This is a genomic window from Agromyces sp. Leaf222 (assembly GCF_001421565.1).
Lineage (GTDB): Bacteria > Actinomycetota > Actinomycetes > Actinomycetales > Microbacteriaceae > Agromyces.
In genome coordinates this window covers 95,270-113,574 of sequence record NZ_LMKQ01000002.1, presented here as the reverse complement: position 1 = coordinate 113,574, position 18,305 = coordinate 95,270, and the positions used below count along the sequence as shown (strand labels likewise).

Genomic DNA, 18,305 nt, shown 5'->3' with positions numbered 1-18,305 from the left:
ATCCGGCACCGCGATCTCCCGGTTCGATGTCGGATGCCGCGGCTACCGTTGAGGCACGGCATCACGCGAAGGGGGCCCGATGTACCTGGTCGAAGGCACGGTGGTCACGAGCGCGAGCGACCTCAAGAAGGCGTCCGAATGCGAGTTCGCGTTCCTGCGCGCACTCGACGCCAAGCTCGGCCGCATCGAGGCCGTGCCCGATCCCGAAGACGCCATGCTCGAGCGATCGGGGCGCATGGGCGACGCGCACGAACTGCGCGTGCTCGAGCGCTACCGCGAACAGTTCGGCACCGGCGTCGTCGAGATCGAGCGGTCGTCGGTGCGCGACGCCGCCGCCGTCGCCGCGGCGGTCGAGGCGACGAACGCCGCGTTCGCCGCGGGCGCACGGGTCGTGTTCCAGGCGACGTTCGCCGACGACGGCTTCATCGGGTTCGCCGACTTCATCGTCCGGCAGCCCGACGGCCGCTACCTCGTGCAGGACAGCAAGCTCGCCCGCCGCGCGAAGGTCACGGCGCTGCTGCAGCTCGCCGCCTACGCCGAGCAGCTCGACCGCATCGGCGTGCCACGGGCCGACACCGTCGAGCTGCTGCTCGGCGACGGCACCACGAGCACGCACCGCCTCGACGACATCGCGCCCGTCTACCGGCTGCGCCGCGACCGGCTCGAGCGCGTCATCGCCGAGCGCCTCGCCGACACCGCCCCGGTGGCGTGGGGCGATCCCCGCTACGGCCTCGACGGCCGCTGCGCCACCTGCGACCTCGAGGTGCAGGCGCACCGCGACGTGCTGCTGGTCGCCGGGCTCCGCGTGACGCAGCGCGGCGCCCTCGCCGAGGCCGGCATCACGACGATCGACGCGCTCGCGGCATCCGACGCCCCCGTTGCCGGCGTGCTCGACGCGACCCTCGCGAACCTGCGGGTGCAGGCGCGGCTGCAGCTCGAGGCCGAGGCGGCGCTCAGCGCAGCAGACGCCGCGGGCACCCGCTCCCCCGACGACCCGCCGCTGCCGCCCCCGGTCGACGTGCGCGACCCGTCGGCGCTCGCGGCGATCCCCGAGCCCGACGCGGGCGACCTCTTCTTCGACTTCGAGGGCGACCCGCTCTACACCGAGGGTCCGGCGCGCGACTGGGGCATCGACTACCTGTTCGGCATGGTCGACGTCGACGAGGCGTTCACCCCGCTCTGGGCGCACAGCTTCGCAGAGGAGAAGGTCGCGCTCGAGCGGTTCCTCGACCTCGTGGCCGCCCGCCGCGCCGCGCATCCGAACCTGCACATCTACCACTACGCCAACTACGAGAAAGCGCACCTGCTCTCGATCGCCGCACGCCACGGCGTGCGCGAGGTCGAGGTCGACCGGCTGCTGCGCGACGGGGTGTTCGTCGACCTCTACCCCATCGTGAAGCGGGCGGTGCGCGTCGGCAGCCGCTCGTACTCGATCAAGAAGCTCGAGCCGCTCTACATGGGCGACGAGCTGCGCGAGGCCGAGGTGAAGTCCGGCGGCGACTCGATCCTCGAGTACGTGCGGGCTCGCGACCTGCTCGCGAACGGCGGCCTCGACCCGGTCACCGGGCTGTCGGGCGAGGAGGCCGCGCAGCACGTGCTCGACGACCTCGCCGACTACAACCGCTACGACTGCGTGTCCACGCTGCGGCTCCGCGACTGGCTGCTCGCGCTCGCCCGCGAGGCCGGCGTGCCGTCGGTGCCCGAGTCCGAGCTGATCGAGGCGTTGAAGGCCGAGGGCAAGGTCGCCGAGCCGTCGCCGATCGCCCTGCACCTGCAGCAGCTCGCCGGTCCGCGCGACGACCCCTCGCGCGACGCCGACCACACGGCGCTCGCGCTCGCGGCCGCCGCGATCGACTACCACGACCGCGAGGCCAAGAGCTTCTGGTGGGCGCACTACTTCCGTCTCGAGCAGCCGCTCGAGGCATGGGAGGAGCACCGCGACGTACTCGTCGTCGACCCCGCGGCATCCGCCGTGGTCGAGCCCTGGTTCGTCGAAGAGGGCAAGCGGGCCGAGCGACGCCATGTGCGGCTGCTCGGGCGCATCGCCCCCGGTTCGCGGTTCTCGGTGGGCGGCGAGGTCAACGTGCTCTACGCCTCGCCCGCGCCGTTCAGCGGAGGGCGGCCCCAGCGGCCCGGCGCCCGCACGGCACGTGGGGTGAGGGTCGTCGAGGTGCTCGACGACGGCGTGGTCGTCGAGGAGTTCGCCGTCGACGGCGAGACCTGGTCGGGGCTGCCGATGGCCGTCGTGCCCGGGCCGCCGCCCGCCGCCGGCCGCCAGAAGGGCGCCATCGCCGGCTGGGCCGAGCAGCTCCTCCGCACCTGGCCGCGCTGGCCGAAGAGCCCCGCCGTCGATCTCCTTCGGCGAACAGCTCCCCGCACGCGCGACGGCCTCGGCCTCGCCGCGAGCGCGAGCCTCGCGGCCCACCACGACTACGTCGCCGCCGTCACCGCGGGCCTGCAGCAGCTCGACGACTCCTACCTCGCCGTGCAGGGCCCTCCCGGCACGGGCAAGACCTACGTCGCCTCGCACGTCATCGCCGCGCTCGTCGCCCGGCACGGGTGGAAGGTCGGCGTCGTCGCCCAGTCGCACGCCGTAGTCGAGAACGTGCTCGACGCCACGATCCGCGCCGGGCTCGCGCCCGACCTCGTGGGCAAGGCCCCGAAAGACGGCGACACCGCCGATCACGCCTACACACGGCTCGACAAGAAGCGCAACGGGCTCGCCCAGTTCGCCGAGGCGCACGCCCGCACCGGGTTCGTGATCGGCGGCACCGCCTGGGACTTCGCCAACGACGAGCGCGTGCCCCGCGCGTCGCTCGACCTGCTCGTCATCGACGAGGCAGGCCAGTTCTCGCTCGCCTCGACGATCGCCGCGGCGGTCTCCGCCCGGAACCTGCTGCTGCTCGGCGACCCCCAGCAGCTGCCGCAGGTGAGCCAGGGCATCCACCTCGAGCCGGTCGACACCTCGGCCCTCGGCTGGATCGCCGACGGCCACGACGTGCTGCCGGCCGAGTTCGGCTTCTTCCTCGCCGAGAGCCGTCGCATGCACCCCGCGGTCGCCGCCCCCGTATCGCGCCTCTCGTACGAGGGCGAGCTGCACTCGCACGAGGTCGCGTCGACCCGCTCGCTCGACGGCGTGCACCCCGGGCTCACCCCCGTGCCGGTCGCGCACGAGGGCAACACCGTCGCCTCCGCCGAAGAGGCCGACGCCGTCGTCGCGCACGTCGAAGCGCTGCTCGGGCGCACCTGGGTCGATCCGACCGATCCCGATGCCGCGCGCGGCCGCCCGCTCGAACAGCGCGACCTCATCGTGGTCACCCCCTACAACGCCCAGCTCACCCTCGTGCGGCAGGCCATCGACGACGCCGGGTTCCCCGACGTTCCCGTCGGCACGGTCGACAAGTTCCAGGGTCAGGAGGCCGCGGTCGCGATCGTCTCGCTCGCCGCGTCGAGCGCGACCTCCGCGCCGCGCGGCGTGGAGTTCCTGCTGCTGAAGAACCGGCTCAACGTGGCCATCTCACGCGCGAAGTGGGCGGCGTACCTGCTCTACTCCCCCGGCCTGCTCGACGCGCTGCCGTACACGCCCGCGGGCGTCGCGCAGCTCAGCGCGTTCGTGCGGCTCGTAGGCGCCGACCGGACGGGCGTCGAACGTCGCACCGCAGCGACCGGCGGCGAGCTGAGGCCGGTGGCCTGAGTGGCGGGCCGGCCCGTCAGCCGCGCGAACCGCGTCAGCCGAGCTTGGCGATGACGGCATCGACGCGGCGCTGCCGGGTCTCGGGGGCCTTGGCCGATTCGACGCTCGTCACGTGCGCCTTGCGCGCGCTCGGCGACAGCGCATCGAACGCGTCGCGAAGACCGGCCGTCGCGAGCGCCGCGCCCAGGTCCGACGGCACCTCGACCGTGCGCGGAGCCGTGTCGACCTCGAGGTCGACCACGATCGCGTCGCCGCCCTCGATGCCGGTCGCCGCACGCTTGTCGGCGCTGAACGCGATCAGGTAGCGCCCGCCCATCACGGCGACCGTGCTGCGGTACTCGTAGCCGTTGACCGTGACGACGACGGGGGGCTTGCGTCCGGCGCCGAGCTCCTCGATCACGTGCTCGGGCACCTCGATGCCGGTGTTGTTTCCGGTCTGGAACATCGTCGACTCGAATCGCATGCGGCGAGTCTGTCACCGCCCGCGTGTCCGCCGCACCCCCGTTGCGGCATCCGTCGTTCCATGCTGGGGCCATTCATGCTGGGAATACCACTCAGCCGCGGAACGTAGGTTCTCTGTATGACCTCCCCCTCTTCTGACCTGAACCCTGCCCGCATCACGATGTACGGCGCCGAGTGGTGCATCGACTGCCGTCGCTCGAAGGCGCTGCTCGACGGCCGCGGCGTCGACTACGACTACGTCGACCTCGAGGTCGAGCTCGACGGCGCCGACCGCGCGAAGGCGATCTCGGGCCGCACGCGGATCCCCGTGGTCGTGTTCCCCGACGGCACGCACTTCACCGAGCCGACCGACGCCGAGCTGGCCGAGAAGCTCGACGAGGCCATCGCCGCGTAGCCCGCACGTGGCTCGCGCGGCGGCGCGGGCGCAGGCCTACCCGCCGCGCGGGCCGTTCAGCGCGTCGCCCGTCGAGCTGAGGTCGGCGCCCTCGGGGATCTCCTCGACCTCGAGCCCAGGCGTGTCGAGCAGCTGGGCCACGAGCTCGGCGTTGCCCGCGACGATCGTCGAGTCGTAGTCGACCTCGCCGACGAGCACCCACGCGCGGTCGTCGGGCCAGACGAGGCTCGGCGTGACCGACCACGGCCCCGCATCACGCGTCCATGGCGCGCGCTCCGGCCACGAGTCGTCGGTCAGCTCGCCGACTCCGGCGTCGAACAGCACATGCGACCGCGCCGGAAGCTCCAGGCGCGGCCCGGCGTCGACCTCGGGCCCGAGGGGCGGCGCCGCGGAGGGCTCGGCGTCGGAGTCGCGCTCGGACTCCACCTCGTCGTCGGCGAACCACCTGAGCACCGAGACGCCGTCGTTCGAGAAGAGGCCTCCGTGCCCCTCCCAGACGGCCGCCTGTCCGGCATCCGGGGTCGCGGTATGGCGTTCGAGCACGCGTGCGATCGTCGCGAACGCCGGCGTTCCGGGCGACCCCGTCATCGGATCGCCGTAGCGCCAGCCGTCGAGCCCGGGAACGCCGTTCCATCTGCCGTCCTCGCCGCTCGCGCGCACGATCGACTCCCACTGCACGAGCGGATGCCACGTCACGCCGAGTTCGCGGGCGAGCGACCGCCAGGTCGTCGACCGCTGCTCCCACCCGCGCGGCCAGTGCTCGGGGTCGCGGCGCAGCTCCTGCCACGTCATCCCGATGGGCCGCTGCCCCTCGAGCGGATGGAAGATGCGCGCGTAGGCGGCGAACCCTCGCGGCACGACGGAGTGCATCGACGCCGTGAGGGCGCCGGCGTCGAGCCGCTCCGCGATCCACGCGCCGCGCGCGACATCCGGCTGCCATCGCATCGGAAGCTCCCTCCCCAGAGCTCCAGTGCATCATGCAGGGGAGGCGGGGCGCCAGCCTCGGCCGCTGCCGACGGCCGGCGCACAACTCCGCACTCGACCCCGCACTCGACCCCGCACTCGACCCGCGGGAGGAGAACGCACGCTGCGGAGGACGCCGAACGCCGTACCTTCCGCCCGTGCGCGCGAGCTCCTCCCGCCCCGCGGGCCGAACCCTAGTCGGCCAGCGCCGGGATGACCTCGGCCTCGAACAGCTCGAGCCCGCTGCGGTCGTACGCGAGCTCGGGCATGTAGTGGATCGCGTAGCCCAGACCCAGGTCGCGGCGCTGCTCGAGCTTGGCGACGACCTCGCTCACGGTGCCGACGAGCGACTCGTCGGAGTGCATGCCCTGCAGGTACCGTTCGGTGCCGGCCTGGCCGAGGTACGGCGCGACGCGAGCCTCGATGACGGCGAGGCGGCGCTCGACGTCCGCGGCATCGGTGCCGACGACCGTGTTGAAGTTCGAGCTGCGCACGATCGAGTCGAAATCGCGGCCGAGCGTCTCGGCGTGGCCGCGCAGGATCTCGCTCTTCTGGCTGAAGACCTCGGCGCCGCCGTTGAAGTTCGTGTAGCTCGCGTACTTCGCCGCGATCTTCAGCGTGACCTTCTCGCCGCCGCCGGCGATCCACATCGGGATGCCGCCCTGCTGCAGGGGCTTGGGCTGCACGATGGCGTCGTCGATCTGCCAGAACTCGCCGTCGAGGGTCGCCCGGCCGGTGGTCCAGGCCTGGTGCATGACCTCGACGCCCTCGCGGAGCGCTCGCAGCCGGGCGGGTGCGTCGGGGAACCCGTAGCCGTACGCGAGCCACTCGTGCTCGTACCAGCCGGCGCCGATGCCCATCTCGGTTCGTCCGCCCGAGATGAGGTCGACGGTCGCGGCGATCTTCGCGAGGTAGGCGGGGTTGCGGTACGCGACGCAGGTGCACATCTGCCCGAGGCGCACGCGCGAGGTCGACGCGGCGAACGCCGCCATGAGGGTCCACGCCTCGTGGGTCGCCTCGGTCTCGCTCGGCACCGGCACCGTGTGGAAGTGGTCGTAGACCCAGATCGACTCCCAGCCGGAGTCGGGCGCATCGGCGTGCGCGGCGAGGTCGTGCATGGTCTGCCAGTGCTCGGCCGGGTCGATGTCGACGAGGTCGTGGCGCCAGCCCTGGGGGATGAACATTCCGAAACGCATGCGAGCCAGCCTATGCCGCCGCGATGGCCGAGCGGATGCCGGTGGCGGCGCTCGGGCGTCGGATGTCGCGTGCGGCGTTCGGGCGTCCGACGCCCGCCCGTCTCAGCGCTGTCCCTGATGTCGCGCGCCCGCGTCGTGCGTAGCGTTCAGCGGATGAGCGATCTTCACTGCGACTTCTCCCCACACGACTTCAGCGCCACCGCCTTCACGAGTTCGAGCGGACGCGTCGTCCGCGTCTCGGGCTTCGGCCTCTGCCCGTCGGCGGGCTGGGAGCTCGCCCTCGTCTCGACGAACCAGGGCGTCGTCCCGCACCCCGAGAGCCTGTGGCTCGAGCTTCGCGAGCAGGCGCCGCACGGCAGCGCCCGCGTGCTCGTCGACACGAGCGTCGAGGCGATCATCGAGGACGAGCGCGCGACCGAGGTCGTCGTGCGCTTCTCGTGGCGCGAGCCGTTCTCGATCCCGGTGGTCGAGTTCGACGGGCTGAACGCACGGAACGGGGCGGGTGCCGCACGGCGGTCCGCCGCGGCATCCGTCACCGCGTCGTAGGCCGGCCCCGTACAGAACCGGCCGCCGGCCGGGCGGGCCGCCCGAGGCAGCCCGCCGTCGCGCTCAGGCGAGCGCGAACCGCAGCTCGGCCACGACCGGGCCGGTCCACCCCTCGCCGAGGTCCTCACCGCGCACGGTGACGACGCGGCCGCCCTTGGCGATCACCAGCAGCGCCAGTTGCGGCAGCAGGTCGCCGGCCGGGGTGCCGTCGACGAGTGCGTCGCCGTCGCCGTTCGCGACCGCGAACTCCACGGCGCCCGTCTCGCGGTCGAGCGTGCCGTTGACCGAGGTGGTGAAGTCGAACCAGAGGATCTCGACCGCGCCGTCGGCCGCGAGCCTCGCGATCGCGGCGAGGTCGCGTTCGACACGCCCCGCGGCGCCCTCGGCGAGGGTTCCGAGTGCCTGCGAGGCCTCGTCGATGTTGAGCCGGGCCAGCTGCTCGCGCAGGGCCGCGTCGATCTCGGCGGCGGTGATGCGGTCGGGCGAGCCGGGGACGCCGACGATGCGGCGGCCGTTGCGCGACCGGTCGAGGAACGCACTCAGCAGCGGCTCCGCGGCGAAGACGAAGAGCGGGACACGCCCATCGGGGTCGAGGGCGGCCAGCTCGTGCTTGGTGGCGTCGGCGATGCGCTTGGCGTAGATGTCGAGCAGCTTCTTGCCGCGCTCGTCGCCGACCTCGCCGCGGTCACCGTGCTGTCCGCCGCGCGGGCTGTTCTCTCCGGGTTCGCGGTTGGTCGCCGCGTCGAGGTTGGCCGGATGCGACGGGTCGGTCTCGAGGTGCGTCGCACGTGCCGTGGGCGTCGCATGCCAGAGGGCCCACTCGTTCGACGAGAGGGTGAGCGCGTACGCCTCCTGGTCCTGGCTGGGTGCGCGCAGCAACTGGCCGAGCGTGAAGTGCGACCCGACATGCCAGGCGTCGTCGAGGCGGTTCGGCAGCACGAAGACCTCGGTGAAGCCCGGTGCGACGAAGATGGCGAGCGAGCGCGACAGGGCACCCCAGAGGCCGAAGTCGCCCAGCACGCCGTCGCGCTCGCGGCGGAGGGCGTCGAGGTCGGCCGTCGAGGCCCCGCCCTGCTTGACCTGGTCGATCGCGTGATCGAACGCGCTCTTGACCGAGACTTCGGCGCGTTCGCGCTCGTTCACCACCGGTGAGGTCGCAGCGTAGATCGTGATGGCCGGATGATGCGGACCTGCCAGCGTCGCGAAATCGGCGCCGGTGGGCAGCTCGTGATGAACCGTCATTCGTTTCCTCCCCCGTGGAATCGTGCGACGACGACGTCGCAGACCCCCAGCCTATGAAGCGGGGCTGCCATGCGACACCCCCAAGCGAGGAACGCTCCGCACCTTTTCAGGACCACAGCGGTCATGGCTGCATATTGCACGTCTGACCGCTGTGGTCCTGAAAAGGTGCACGGGAGGCGGGGAGTTCAGCCCCGGTTCGGTGCCGTGACGGCGGGAGCGCCGTCGGCATCCTGCTCCCACTCGCGCACTGCGCGCGCCGCGATGAACGGCGCCCGCTGCTCGGCCCACTCGTCGACGGCGGCGAGTTCGGCCTCCTCCTGCTTTGCGACGAAGGCATCGGCGACCCGACGGCCCGATTCGCGGCGGAGTCCGGCACGGTACTCGGCGACGTCGAGTCTCGGCGCCGACTCGTCGCGCGCGCTGCGGAGCCGCTCGGCGGCCCGTTCGCGCTCGGCTGCCACGATCGTCTCGTCGGTGATCTGCGCGACCTCGTCGTAGGCCGTGGGCGCCATGAGGTTCTGCAGCGTCTTCGTGAGCACGGGCATGAGCTCGATGCAGACGAACAGCAGGGCGATCATGAGGTGGGCGAACCCGAGCATACCGTTGCGCTCGCCGATGCGCCACAGCGCGTCGAGCCTGGCGAGCATGCCGGTGCTCTGGTCGGCCGCCGCGTCGTAGCGGGCGGCCTCGAGGTCGCGGGCCGCCGTGAGCCGCTCGAGTTCGGCGCTGTCGGCGGCGAGCGTCTGCTCGGCCTGGGCGACGGCCTCGACCGAGCCCGCCTCGATGCGCGCCTCGGCCTGGGCCTTCGCCTCGGCCTCCGCGGCCTTCGCGGCGTCGAGGGCCGCGAGCTTGCCGTCGCGGTCGAGCTTCTTCGACTGCGTGATGGGGCCGTCGCCGACGATGCCCGTGCCCTCGGTGCCGTCGAGCTCGGAGAGCCAGACGCGATTCGCCTCGTCGTAGGCCGCCTGCGCGGCGGCGGTCGCGGCCTGAGCGGCGACGTAGTCGGCGTCGGCCGCGAGCTCGGCCCGCCCGCCGTCGGCGATGAGCGCCCGCTGCGCGGCGACGCTCTCGGTGAGGGCCGGGATCTCGTCGTAACGGGGGTCCGCGGCCAGCTCCTCCTCGAACGCCTGCTTGGCCTCGAGCACCATGACCTCAGTCTCGGCGGCGATCTCGCGCTCGAACACCTGCAGCGTGAGCGGGGTGGCGACGACGACGCCGATCACGAGGGCGAGCGCCACGCGGGGGATCGCGAGCAGCAGGTTCGCCGGTGCACGGGGCTGCCTCGGCATGCCGACGACGAGCATCCGGTCGATGGCGAGGATCACGAGTCCCCAGCAGATGCCGACGACGACGGCGACCCACGTCGGCGTCTTCAGCGCCATCGCGAGCGCGAACGAGGCCGCGGCGGCCGAGACCGCCGCGGTGGCGATGAGCACGAGCCCCATCGCGAGGTACCTCTGGCGTTGCCCGGGCGCGAGCTCGAGCGCGTCGGGCCTCGCCCCGCCGAAGGTCGCAAGTCTGTCGCCGAGCCGGCTCATCGGTCCCCCCGATCCGTTCGGGATCGGTCCACCCCGGCCCGCATCCGGCTCGACACGTTACTCCGAGGTGCGATCGACGTCACTGGGGGAATCCCCCGAATCGACCCTGAGCGCGGTGCCCCCGGAACCAATTCAGGACCACACCGGTCATGGCTGCATATCGCAGGGATGGCCGACGTGGTCCTGAAAAGGTGAAGGAGGGTGACGAGCCGGAGGCGTCGCCGGGGTCAGCGCCGAACCGGGTGGTTCGAGCGGATGACCCCCTCGGCGTCGACGGCGAGCTTGACCGCGCGCAGGCGGTGCACCCGCTCGCCGAAGAGCTGCTCGGCCGATCGGGCGTGCTCGGCGAAGTTCAGGTACTCGACCGGGGCGCGCCACGGCTCGATGCGCGAGAACAGGCGCCCGAGCGAGGCCACGAGCGCGTCGCCGATGCCGGGCATCGGGATGCCGCCGGCGAACACGAGGTACTGCGCCTCGAAGCCCGCGATGGCGCCGGGGGCCGGCACGCCGCGATCGTCCGCGAGTGCCAGGGCCGCGTCGGGGTCGAGCGCGCCGCCGAGGTGACGGAGCTCGGCCACGAGCAGGGCGGTGTCGGCACCGGGGCCGACGGCCTCGAGGAACGCGCGCACGGTCGCGGGCGAGAGCTCCGAGAGCATCATGCCGTCGCCGAATCCGGGCGAGGGCTCCGGCGGGTCCATGTGCAGCTGCAGCAGTTCCGCGACGGGCTGCGGGTGCACGGTGTCCATCTCGGGCGAGAGGGCGCGCAGCGGGGCGAGCAGCTCGTCGGCGCGCTCGGGCGTCTCCTGGCAGACGGCCTCGACGAGGAGCAGCGACCGACCCGACAGGAACGGCGGCAGCTCCGGAAGGGCGGGCAGGCGCATGACGCGAGCCGTCGAGGTGACGCTGTCGGGCAGCCCGCCGGTCCATGCGGCCCAGGCCTGCAGCGCGTCGGGTGCGGCATCCAGTGGCCAGAGCATCATGCCCGCCACGACCTCGGCGATCGGGAAGAGGCGGAACTCGAGCGCGGTGACGACGCCGAAGTCGCCGCCGCCGCCGCGGATCGCCCAGAACAGGTCGGCGTCGTGCTCGGGGTCGATGCGGCGCAGGCGGCCGTCGGCGGTCACGATCTCGGCCGCGAGCACCTGGTTGGCCGCGAGGCCGTGCGAGCGGGCGAGCCAGCTGACGCCGCCGCCGAGCGTGTAGCCCATGACGCCGACGTCGTGCGACGATCCGGCGAGCGCGGCGAGGCCGTGCGGCGCAGCGGCAGCGACCACGTCGCCCCACTGGGCGCCGGGCTCGATGCGGGCGACGAGCGCCTCGGCGTCGATCTCGACCCCGCGCAGTTCGTGCATGCGCAGCAGCACGACCCGGTCGAAGTCGGCCTGCGCGGCGAGCGGGCTCGCGTTGTGGCCGGTGGACTGGGCGGCGACCCCGAGGCCGGCGGCCGCGGCGGCGCGAACGGTCTCGACCGCATCCGCGGTGCTGGCGGCCACGACGACCGCGGCGGGGCGCTGGTCGACCGCGAGGTTCCAGGCGGCGCGGTCGGCGTCCCAACCAGGGTCGCCCGGGACGCTCAGGCGCCCGTCGAGGCGCGAGGCGAGCACGCCGAGCTCGTGGCGGACGCGTGCCGACGCGAGGTCGACGACCGGTGCGACCGGTGCGACCGGCGCGACCGGCGCGACCGGCGCGGCAGGTGCAGCAGGTGCGGTTGACGCGATCGGGGAGTCGACAATGGACGATACGGACTCCGCGGGGACGGCGGCGCTCGAGGCGGCGCCGGACAGAGGGGTGTTCACTGGTGGTTCCTTTCGATGGGATGCGCCGCGGGCCCTGGCCCCACTCGGTGAGGCGGACGGCCGCGGGACTTCCCATCGGCACGCACGAACGCAGGAACCAGTGAACGATCTGCCGCGGCGCCGCGCGCCAGTGGCACCCCTGCGAGCTCCTCAGGGTTATCCCGCGAAGATCGGATGCCGCGGCATCCGGAATACCCGACGCGTCCCGGCGGTTGGCCTTGTCGATGTCCGAAACACTGCGCCTGTCCGTGCTCGATCTCGTTCCCGTCCGCAGCGGCCAGACCAGCGCGGGGGCCGTCGCGGCATCCGTCGGCCTGGCGAAGCTCGCCGACCGGCTCGGGTACACCCGCTACTGGTTCGCCGAGCACCACAACATGCGCTCGGTCGCCTCGACCACGCCGCCGGTGCTCATCGCGGCGACGGTCGCGCAGACCGAGCGCATCCGCGTCGGCTCGGGCGGCGTCATGCTGCCGAACCACGCGCCGTTCGTCGTGGCCGAGCAGTTCGCGGCCCTCGAGGCCATCGCGCCGGGCCGCATCGACCTCGGGCTCGGCCGCGCGCCGGGCAGCGACCCCGTCATCACGCAGCTGCTGCGCATCTCGGGGCCGACGGCCGACGTCGACCGGTTCCCCGACCACGTCACCGACATCCTGGGCCTCGTCTCGCCCGACGGAGCGACGCTGCGCCTCACGAGCGGGCGCGAGTACGCGATCACGGCGACGCCGGCGGCGGCGGGCGTGCCGCTCGTGTGGCTGCTCGGCTCGAGCGACTACTCGGCCAAGCTGGCCGCCGAGCTCGGCCTGCCCTACGTGTTCGCGAACCACTTCTCGGGCGAGGGCCTCGAGCGCGCGCTCGAGCTGTACCGCACCGAGTACCAGCCGAGCGAGGCGCATCCGACCCCGCAGACGTTCCTCACGGCGAACGCGTCGGTCGCCCCCACGTACGACGAGGCCCGCGCCCGCGCCCTGCCGCAGCTGCGCGCCATGGCCCGTCTGCGCACGAACCGTCCGATGCGCGAGCTCGAGACGGTCGAGGAGGCGCAGTCGGCTCCCGTCGACAGCATGGTCGAGGAGCTCATCGCCGGCATGGAACGACGCTGGATCATCGGCGACGCGGCGGCCGCGGCATCCGAGCTGCGCACCCTCGCGACCCGCCACGGCATCGACGAGATCATGGTCTCGCCCATCGCCGGCTCGTACGCGACCGAGGCGACGGATGCCGCACCCGGCCGTGAGCAGACCCTCTCGCTGCTGGCCGGCGAACTGCTGCCGCCGGTCGAGTAAGCACGCTCAGGCGGCGCGACTGCGCCGCCGGCACGCGAAAGGACGGGTTCCGGCGGTCATGGGCGCGTGCCCACCACTGGAACCCGTCCTCCGGTTCGTTCTGGCCCTGGCCTAGGCCTAGGCCGCGAGGCCGAGGCGCCGCAGGTCGTCGCCCGAGGCGGTGTACTCGGCGCCGGCATCGACCACGTACTCGCGCGGAACGCGGGCGGCGTTCTGCACGCGCGCCTCCTTGCCGACCTGGGCGAAGGGGCCGACGACGGCACTGCGGCCGACGACGGCGCGCTGGCCGATGCGGGCGTTCACGCCCACGACCGCGCGCTCGGCGACGATCGCCCCTGCTTCGACCCACCCACCGTGCTCGATGCGCGCTCCGCGCTGCACCTCGGCTCCGGGGTCGACGTACGCCGTCGGGTCGACGAAGGCGCTCTGGTCGACCTTCGCCGTCGTCGAGACGAGGCCCCGGCCGTTCACGTGCTTGCGGTAGCGACGCAGGACCCCGGCTTCGTCTTCGAACTCGACGTAACTGATTCCCACGTTGTCCTCCCTCCGGCGCGGGGTCTTCCGCACCCGGACATTGATACAACACCGCCGGTGAACCCGGCATTCCCGGGGATCGACGCCCGGGAAGCCGGTTCTCTCGGTGCCCGCCCTGATTCGGCGCGGTGCCAGCACCGAGATCGGCCCGAATCGCTGGTGGGGGCGGTCGTCGCCTCGCTAGCGTCGCCCCTCGTGCCGGGTGTTCACCGGCATGCGCCGGGCGCATCCGCTCGGCTCGCCGCATCCGTCGAAGAGAACCACATGTCGAACTACCTGCTCTGCTCCAATCCCATCCAGGGCCATGTCGCCCCGATCATCGCCATCGCCCGCGACCTCGTGGAGCGCGGCCACACCGTGACCGTGCTGACCGGCTCGCGGTTCCGCGACGCCGTCGAGGCCACCGGCGCCGCCCACCGCTCGCTCGGCGGCATCGCCGACTACGACGATCGCGAGATGCAGGACCACCTGCCGGACCGCGACCGGTACCGCGGCATCGCCAAGCTGCAGTACGACGTGCAGACCATCTTCATCAGGACCGTGCCCGACCAGTTCGCGGCCGTCGAGTCGGCGATCGAGGAGTGCGCCCCCGACGCGATCCTCGTGGAGGCCGCGTTCGCGGGAGTGCTGCCGCTGCTGCTCGACGGGCGTCGGGGCGTCGTGACGCATCCGCCGGTGCTCGCCGTCGGCGTGCTCCCCTTCAGCCAGTCCAGCGCGGATGTCGCGCCGTACGGCCTCGGGCTCCTGCCCAGGCCGGGCGTGCTCGGCCGCGTGCGCAACCGCCTGCTGAACGTGCTCGTGCAGCGCATCGCGTTCCGGGCGACGCAACGCCTCGCGAACGAGCTGATGCACTCGCTCGGACGCCCGAGCCTGCCGTCGTTCGTGCTCGACCTGTCGCGGGTGCACGAGCGGTTCCTGCAGCTCGGCCCGTCGGGCTTCGAGCCGCCGCGGCGCGACCTGACGCCGACCGTGCGCTTCGTGGGCACGGTGCTGCCGCCCGCCCCAGCCACCGGACCGCTGCCGGAGTGGTGGGCGGAGCTCGACGGCTCCCGCGCGGTAGTGCACGTCACCCAGGGCACGATCGACAACAAGGACCTCGACCGCCTGATCGGGCCGACCCTCGCAGGGCTCGCCGACCGCGACGTGCTCGTGGTCGTCTCGACGGGCGGACGCCCCGTCGCCGAGCTCGGCGAGCTGCCCGCCAACGCGCGGGCCGCGGAGTTCCTGCCCTACGACCTGCTCATGACGAAGACCGACGTCTTCATCACGAATGCCGGCTACGGCGGAACCCAGTTCGCCCTGAGCCACGGCGTGCCGATCGTCGCCGCGGGCGACACCGAGGACAAGCCGGAGGTCTCGATGCGCGTCGAGTGGTCGGGCGTCGGCGTGAACCTGCGCACCGGCACCCCGACCGCCGAGGCGGTGCGCGACGGGGTCGATCGAGTGCTCGCCGACGCCTCGTTCACCGATCGTGCTCAGGAGCTCGCCGACGCGATCGCGGGGTACGACACCTTCGGCCTCATCGAGGGCGAGCTCGAGGCGGCCGTGCTCGCACACGAGTCGCGGATGCCGGCGGCTGCGCCGGCCGAGTAGTCTCGCGGGTCGAGCAGCCTCCGCCGGTCGAGTAGGCGCCTGCGCCGTATCGAGACCAGCGCCCACGTCCGAACGCGCTGGTCTCGAGACGCTGCGCTCCTCGACCGGCGGTTGTCGCGGCATCCGCCACCAAAGGTTAGGCTGTCCTAAGCCGATCGCTCGGCGAGCCCACCCACCGCCGCACCGGACCCCCGCCGCTCCGGCCGATCCCCGGGACCCACGTGACCGCCGCTCCCCTCATCAGCCTCGACGCCGTGAGCATCCGCCACGACGGGTCCGAGCGGGCGACGCCCGGCGAGGTCTCGTTCGAGGTGCGTGCCGGCGAGGTCGTGCTGCTGCTCGGACCGTCGGGGTGCGGCAAGTCGACGCTCGCCCTCGCACTCGACGGGCTCATCCCGCACGCCGTGCCGGCCACGCTCGCGGGCACGGTGCGCGTCGCCGGGCTCGACAGCGCCGAGCACACCGTGGCCGAGCTCAGCGAGCACGTCGCGATGGTGTTCCAGGACCCCGACGCGCAGGTGGTCACCGGCACCCTGCTCGACGAGGTCTGCTTCGGCCCCGAGAACCAGCTCGTGCCGGCCGCCGAGGTGCTCGAACGCGCCGAGCGTGCGCTGAAGCTCGTCGGCCTCTGGGAGCGCCGAGCCGACAATCCCGACGTGCTCTCCGGCGGCGGGCGCCAGCGCCTCGCGGTCGCGTGCGCCCTCGCGCTCGCCGCACCGGTGCTCGTGCTCGACGAGCCGACCGCGAACCTCGACCCCGCCGGCATCGACGAGGTCTACGCCGTGCTCCGCGACCTCGCGAGCGAGCGCGACCACGCCATCGTGCTCGTCGAGCACAACCTCGACGCCGCCGTCGACATCGTCGACCGGGTGATCGTGCTCGACGCCGCCGGCCGGCTCGTGATCGACGGGCCCGCGCGCGAGGTGCTGCAGAACCGGGCCGAGCAACTGCTCGAGCTCGGCGTCTGGCTGCCGGTGTCGACGCTCGCGGCGATGCGCCTGCGCGACGCGGGCGTCGTGCTCGATCCGCTGCCGTTGAGCCCGTCCGAGCTCGCCGCGGCGCTCGACGCCGTCGACGTGCTGCCCACCCCGCTCCTCGCGAGCGCCGACGTGCACGCGAAACCCCGCGCAGCGGCGGTTCCCTCCGTCGCGGGGACGCCCGTGGCGACCTCCGTCGACGCGAGGCAGCACCACGCGTCCCCGCGAGCGGAGCCAGTGGCGGCGAGGCGGCCTGCCATCCGCGTGCGCGACTGCTCGGTGCGGCGCGGCGGCCGCCGCGGGCCCGTCGTCGTCGACGGGGTCGACCTCGACGTGGCATCCGGCGACTTCCTCGCGATCGTCGGCACGAACGGCGCGGGCAAGACCACGCTGCTGCAGGCGATCGCGGGCGTGATCCCCTCGCCGAAGGGCAGCGTCGACGTGCTCGGCCTCGACCCCTCGCGGGCCGACGCCCGCGCCCGCGCTCGGCAGATCGGCTTCGTGTTCCAGAACCCGGAGCACCAGTTCGTCGCGCACACGGTCGCCGAGGAACTCGAGCTCGGACTGCGGCTGCAGGGCGTCGACGACGAGGCCCGGCGCGTCGAGGTCGACCGCATGCTCACCCGCTTCGACCTGACCGAGCACCGCGACCGGCATCCGTTCCTCCTCTCGGGTGGGCAGAAGCGCCGCCTCTCGGTCGGCACGGCACTCGTCGCCGGCGCCCCTGTGCTCGCACTCGACGAGCCGACGTTCGGGCAGGACCGCGCCCGCGCCTCCGAGCTGCTCGACATCCTCAGCGGCCTGAACGCCGAGGGCACCACCGTGCTCGTCGTCACCCACGACCTGCAGCTCGTCGCCGACCACGCCACCCACGTCGCCGTCATGCGCGACGGACGCCTGCTCGGCGTCGGCACGACGGCCGAGGTGCTCGCCGGCCCGCTGATCGAGGCGGCCGGACTGCGGCATCCGCCCCTCGCCCGCGCGACCCGCGGCCTCGCGTCGCACCCCGAATGGCATGCGGTGACTCGGATGTCGCAGCTGCCCGTCGCCAGGCAGGCCGCCGCATGAGCGCCGTCACGCCCGACCTGACGCCCGACGCCGCGCCGTCCGCGCCGTCCGTGGCGCCCACCGCCTCCGCGACCGCTGGGGCCACCCGACCCGCAGCCGACGCCGCGGCGACGGCCGCCCACGCGAGCACGCGCCCGCACGACCCCTACGCGGAGCAGGCGCCCGCGCCCGGCATCCGCTTCCTGCACCACCTCAACCCGCTCGCGAAGTTCGCCGCGCCGCTGCCCGTGATGCTCGCGCTGATCTTCACGCGCGGCCTCGCCATTCCGACCGCGTTCATCGTGCTCGCGCTCGCGCTGCTCGTGGTCGGCGCACGGCTCTCGGGCCGCGCGCTGGCGGTGCTGCTGCTCGGCGTCCCCGTCGCGATCGCGGTGCTCGGGCTCAGCTTCGGGCTCTGGGTCGACCCCGAGCGCATCTCGGGCGGCGGCGCGGCGGCATCCGTCGTCATCTTCGAGATCGGCGACTGGCAGTTCACGCTCGCCGCCTACCTCACGGGGCTCGCCACCGCCCTGCGCATCGCCGCGCTGCTCATGCTCTCGCTCATCGCGGGCCTCACGACGAGCGGCCCCGAGCTCGTGCGCGCGCTCGTGCAGAACCTGCGCGTGCCCTACCGCATCGGCTACACCGCCCTCGCCGCGCTGCGGTTCGTGCCGCGCTTCGGGCACGAGCTCGAGGTGATCCGGGCCGCGCATCGCGTGCGCGGAACGGATGCCGGTCGCGGGCCGATCGCGGCCGTCCGCCGCACGATCGGCACGGCCATCCCGCTGCTCGCGAGCGCGATCCGCCATGCCGAGCGCGTCGCCCTCGCGATGGACGCGCGGGCCTTCGGCGCCCACCCGACCCGCACCGAGCGCACGATCAGCCGGTGGCGCGTGCGCGACACCGTGTTCGTCATCGCGTTCTGGGCGGTCTCGGTCGCCATCTACTGGTGGGCACTGCAGGCCGGGCTCGGCGGCGTCACCTCCGACCGCACCGAGGTCGGGCTGTGACCGGCACCGAGTGGCGGGCCGCCCGCGCGA

The 18,305-nt window shown here is 73.1% G+C and carries 14 protein-coding genes; 7 read left to right on the top strand and 7 right to left on the bottom strand.

All coding sequences use genetic code 11. The annotated features are described in order from the left end of the window. Positions 1–79 precede the first annotated feature (79 nt). Positions 80–3,694 carry a bifunctional RecB family nuclease/DEAD/DEAH box helicase gene (locus ASE68_RS15520; RefSeq protein ID WP_055861726.1) on the top strand — a complete coding sequence of 1,205 codons (3,615 nt, stop codon included), beginning with the start codon at positions 80–82 and terminating at the stop codon, positions 3,692–3,694. 34 nt (positions 3,695–3,728) lie between these two features. Here ASE68_RS15520 and ASE68_RS15515 read toward each other — a convergent pair whose 3' ends face one another. Next, entirely contained in the window at positions 3,729–4,157 is a 429-nt protein-coding gene (locus tag ASE68_RS15515; protein WP_055861723.1) for a YdeI/OmpD-associated family protein, read from the bottom strand. A 117-nt stretch (positions 4,158–4,274) separates the two neighbouring features. Here ASE68_RS15515 and ASE68_RS15510 point away from each other — a divergent pair, with 117 nt between their 5' ends. After that, positions 4,275–4,550 (top strand): glutaredoxin domain-containing protein, encoded by a 276-nt coding sequence (locus tag ASE68_RS15510; protein ID WP_055861719.1) that lies wholly within the window; start codon positions 4,275–4,277, stop codon positions 4,548–4,550. Positions 4,551–4,586: 36 nt separating this feature from the next. Here ASE68_RS15510 and ASE68_RS15505 read toward each other — a convergent pair whose 3' ends face one another. Both ASE68_RS15505 and ASE68_RS15500 read right to left on the bottom strand, forming a co-directional pair. Continuing rightward, the gene (locus tag ASE68_RS15505; RefSeq protein WP_055861716.1) at positions 4,587–5,495 is read right to left on the bottom strand and encodes a hypothetical protein; all 909 of its coding nucleotides are present in this window, start codon (positions 5,493–5,495) and stop codon (positions 4,587–4,589) included. Between the two features lie 212 nt (positions 5,496–5,707). Continuing rightward, positions 5,708–6,709 (bottom strand): LLM class F420-dependent oxidoreductase, encoded by a 1,002-nt coding sequence (locus ASE68_RS15500; protein WP_055861713.1) that lies wholly within the window; start codon positions 6,707–6,709, stop codon positions 5,708–5,710. Positions 6,710–6,862: 153 nt separating this feature from the next. Between ASE68_RS15500 and ASE68_RS15495 the strand changes: the two genes are divergently transcribed. Then, positions 6,863–7,255 carry a hypothetical protein gene (locus ASE68_RS15495; protein WP_055861710.1) on the top strand — a complete coding sequence of 131 codons (393 nt, stop codon included), beginning with the start codon at positions 6,863–6,865 and terminating at the stop codon, positions 7,253–7,255. 63 nt (positions 7,256–7,318) lie between these two features. Here ASE68_RS15495 and ASE68_RS15490 read toward each other — a convergent pair whose 3' ends face one another. The 3 genes from ASE68_RS15490 to ASE68_RS15480 all read right to left on the bottom strand — a co-directional run bounded on the left by ASE68_RS15490 (position 7,319) and on the right by ASE68_RS15480 (position 11,831). Next, the gene (locus ASE68_RS15490) at positions 7,319–8,497 is read right to left on the bottom strand and encodes a hypothetical protein (RefSeq protein ID WP_055861707.1); all 1,179 of its coding nucleotides are present in this window, start codon (positions 8,495–8,497) and stop codon (positions 7,319–7,321) included. A gap of 185 nt (positions 8,498–8,682) precedes the next feature. Further along, the gene (locus ASE68_RS15485; RefSeq protein WP_055861704.1) at positions 8,683–10,035 is read right to left on the bottom strand and encodes a DUF4407 domain-containing protein; all 1,353 of its coding nucleotides are present in this window, start codon (positions 10,033–10,035) and stop codon (positions 8,683–8,685) included. A gap of 227 nt (positions 10,036–10,262) precedes the next feature. Further along, positions 10,263–11,831, bottom strand: coding sequence for an FAD-binding oxidoreductase (locus ASE68_RS15480; RefSeq protein ID WP_055861701.1), 1,569 nt, complete (start codon positions 11,829–11,831; stop codon positions 10,263–10,265). A 224-nt stretch (positions 11,832–12,055) separates the two neighbouring features. On the opposite strand from ASE68_RS15480, the gene ASE68_RS15475 reads away from it, so the two are divergent. Beyond that, positions 12,056–13,114, top strand: a complete 1,059-nt coding sequence (locus ASE68_RS15475; protein WP_055861698.1) for an LLM class flavin-dependent oxidoreductase — start codon at positions 12,056–12,058, stop codon at positions 13,112–13,114. 117 nt (positions 13,115–13,231) lie between these two features. Here ASE68_RS15475 and ASE68_RS15470 read toward each other — a convergent pair whose 3' ends face one another. Further along, positions 13,232–13,648, bottom strand: a complete 417-nt coding sequence (locus tag ASE68_RS15470; RefSeq protein WP_055861696.1) for a hypothetical protein — start codon at positions 13,646–13,648, stop codon at positions 13,232–13,234. 195 nt (positions 13,649–13,843) lie between these two features. Here ASE68_RS15470 and ASE68_RS15465 point away from each other — a divergent pair, with 195 nt between their 5' ends. From ASE68_RS15465 to ASE68_RS15455, 3 genes are all read left to right on the top strand, one after another. Beyond that, positions 13,844–15,241 carry a glycosyltransferase gene (locus tag ASE68_RS15465; protein ID WP_157421717.1) on the top strand — a complete coding sequence of 466 codons (1,398 nt, stop codon included), beginning with the start codon at positions 13,844–13,846 and terminating at the stop codon, positions 15,239–15,241. Between the two features lie 221 nt (positions 15,242–15,462). Next, the gene (locus tag ASE68_RS15460) at positions 15,463–17,286 is read left to right on the top strand and encodes an ABC transporter ATP-binding protein (RefSeq protein ID WP_157421716.1); all 1,824 of its coding nucleotides are present in this window, start codon (positions 15,463–15,465) and stop codon (positions 17,284–17,286) included. Then, a complete protein-coding gene (locus tag ASE68_RS15455) occupies positions 17,283–18,275 on the top strand; it encodes an energy-coupling factor transporter transmembrane protein EcfT (protein ID WP_082462407.1) in 993 nt (330 codons plus the stop codon). Before ASE68_RS15460 ends, ASE68_RS15455 begins: the two co-directional genes overlap by 4 nt. Positions 18,276–18,305 lie beyond the last annotated feature (30 nt).

Coding starts and splice junctions, on each gene's coding strand:
- ASE68_RS15505 (WP_055861716.1), bottom strand. CDS start 5,495: ATGCGATGGCAGCCGGATGTCGCGCGCGGCGCGTGGATCGCGGAGCGG.
- ASE68_RS15475 (WP_055861698.1), top strand. CDS start 12,056: ATGTCCGAAACACTGCGCCTGTCCGTGCTCGATCTCGTTCCCGTCCGC.
- ASE68_RS15500 (WP_055861713.1), bottom strand. CDS start 6,709: ATGCGTTTCGGAATGTTCATCCCCCAGGGCTGGCGCCACGACCTCGTC.
- ASE68_RS15495 (WP_055861710.1), top strand. CDS start 6,863: ATGAGCGATCTTCACTGCGACTTCTCCCCACACGACTTCAGCGCCACC.
- ASE68_RS15515 (WP_055861723.1), bottom strand. CDS start 4,157: ATGCGATTCGAGTCGACGATGTTCCAGACCGGAAACAACACCGGCATC.
- ASE68_RS15520 (WP_055861726.1), top strand. CDS start 80: ATGTACCTGGTCGAAGGCACGGTGGTCACGAGCGCGAGCGACCTCAAG.
- ASE68_RS15510 (WP_055861719.1), top strand. CDS start 4,275: ATGACCTCCCCCTCTTCTGACCTGAACCCTGCCCGCATCACGATGTAC.
- ASE68_RS15485 (WP_055861704.1), bottom strand. CDS start 10,035: ATGAGCCGGCTCGGCGACAGACTTGCGACCTTCGGCGGGGCGAGGCCC.
- ASE68_RS15455 (WP_082462407.1), top strand. CDS start 17,283: ATGAGCGCCGTCACGCCCGACCTGACGCCCGACGCCGCGCCGTCCGCG.
- ASE68_RS15490 (WP_055861707.1), bottom strand. CDS start 8,497: ATGACGGTTCATCACGAGCTGCCCACCGGCGCCGATTTCGCGACGCTG.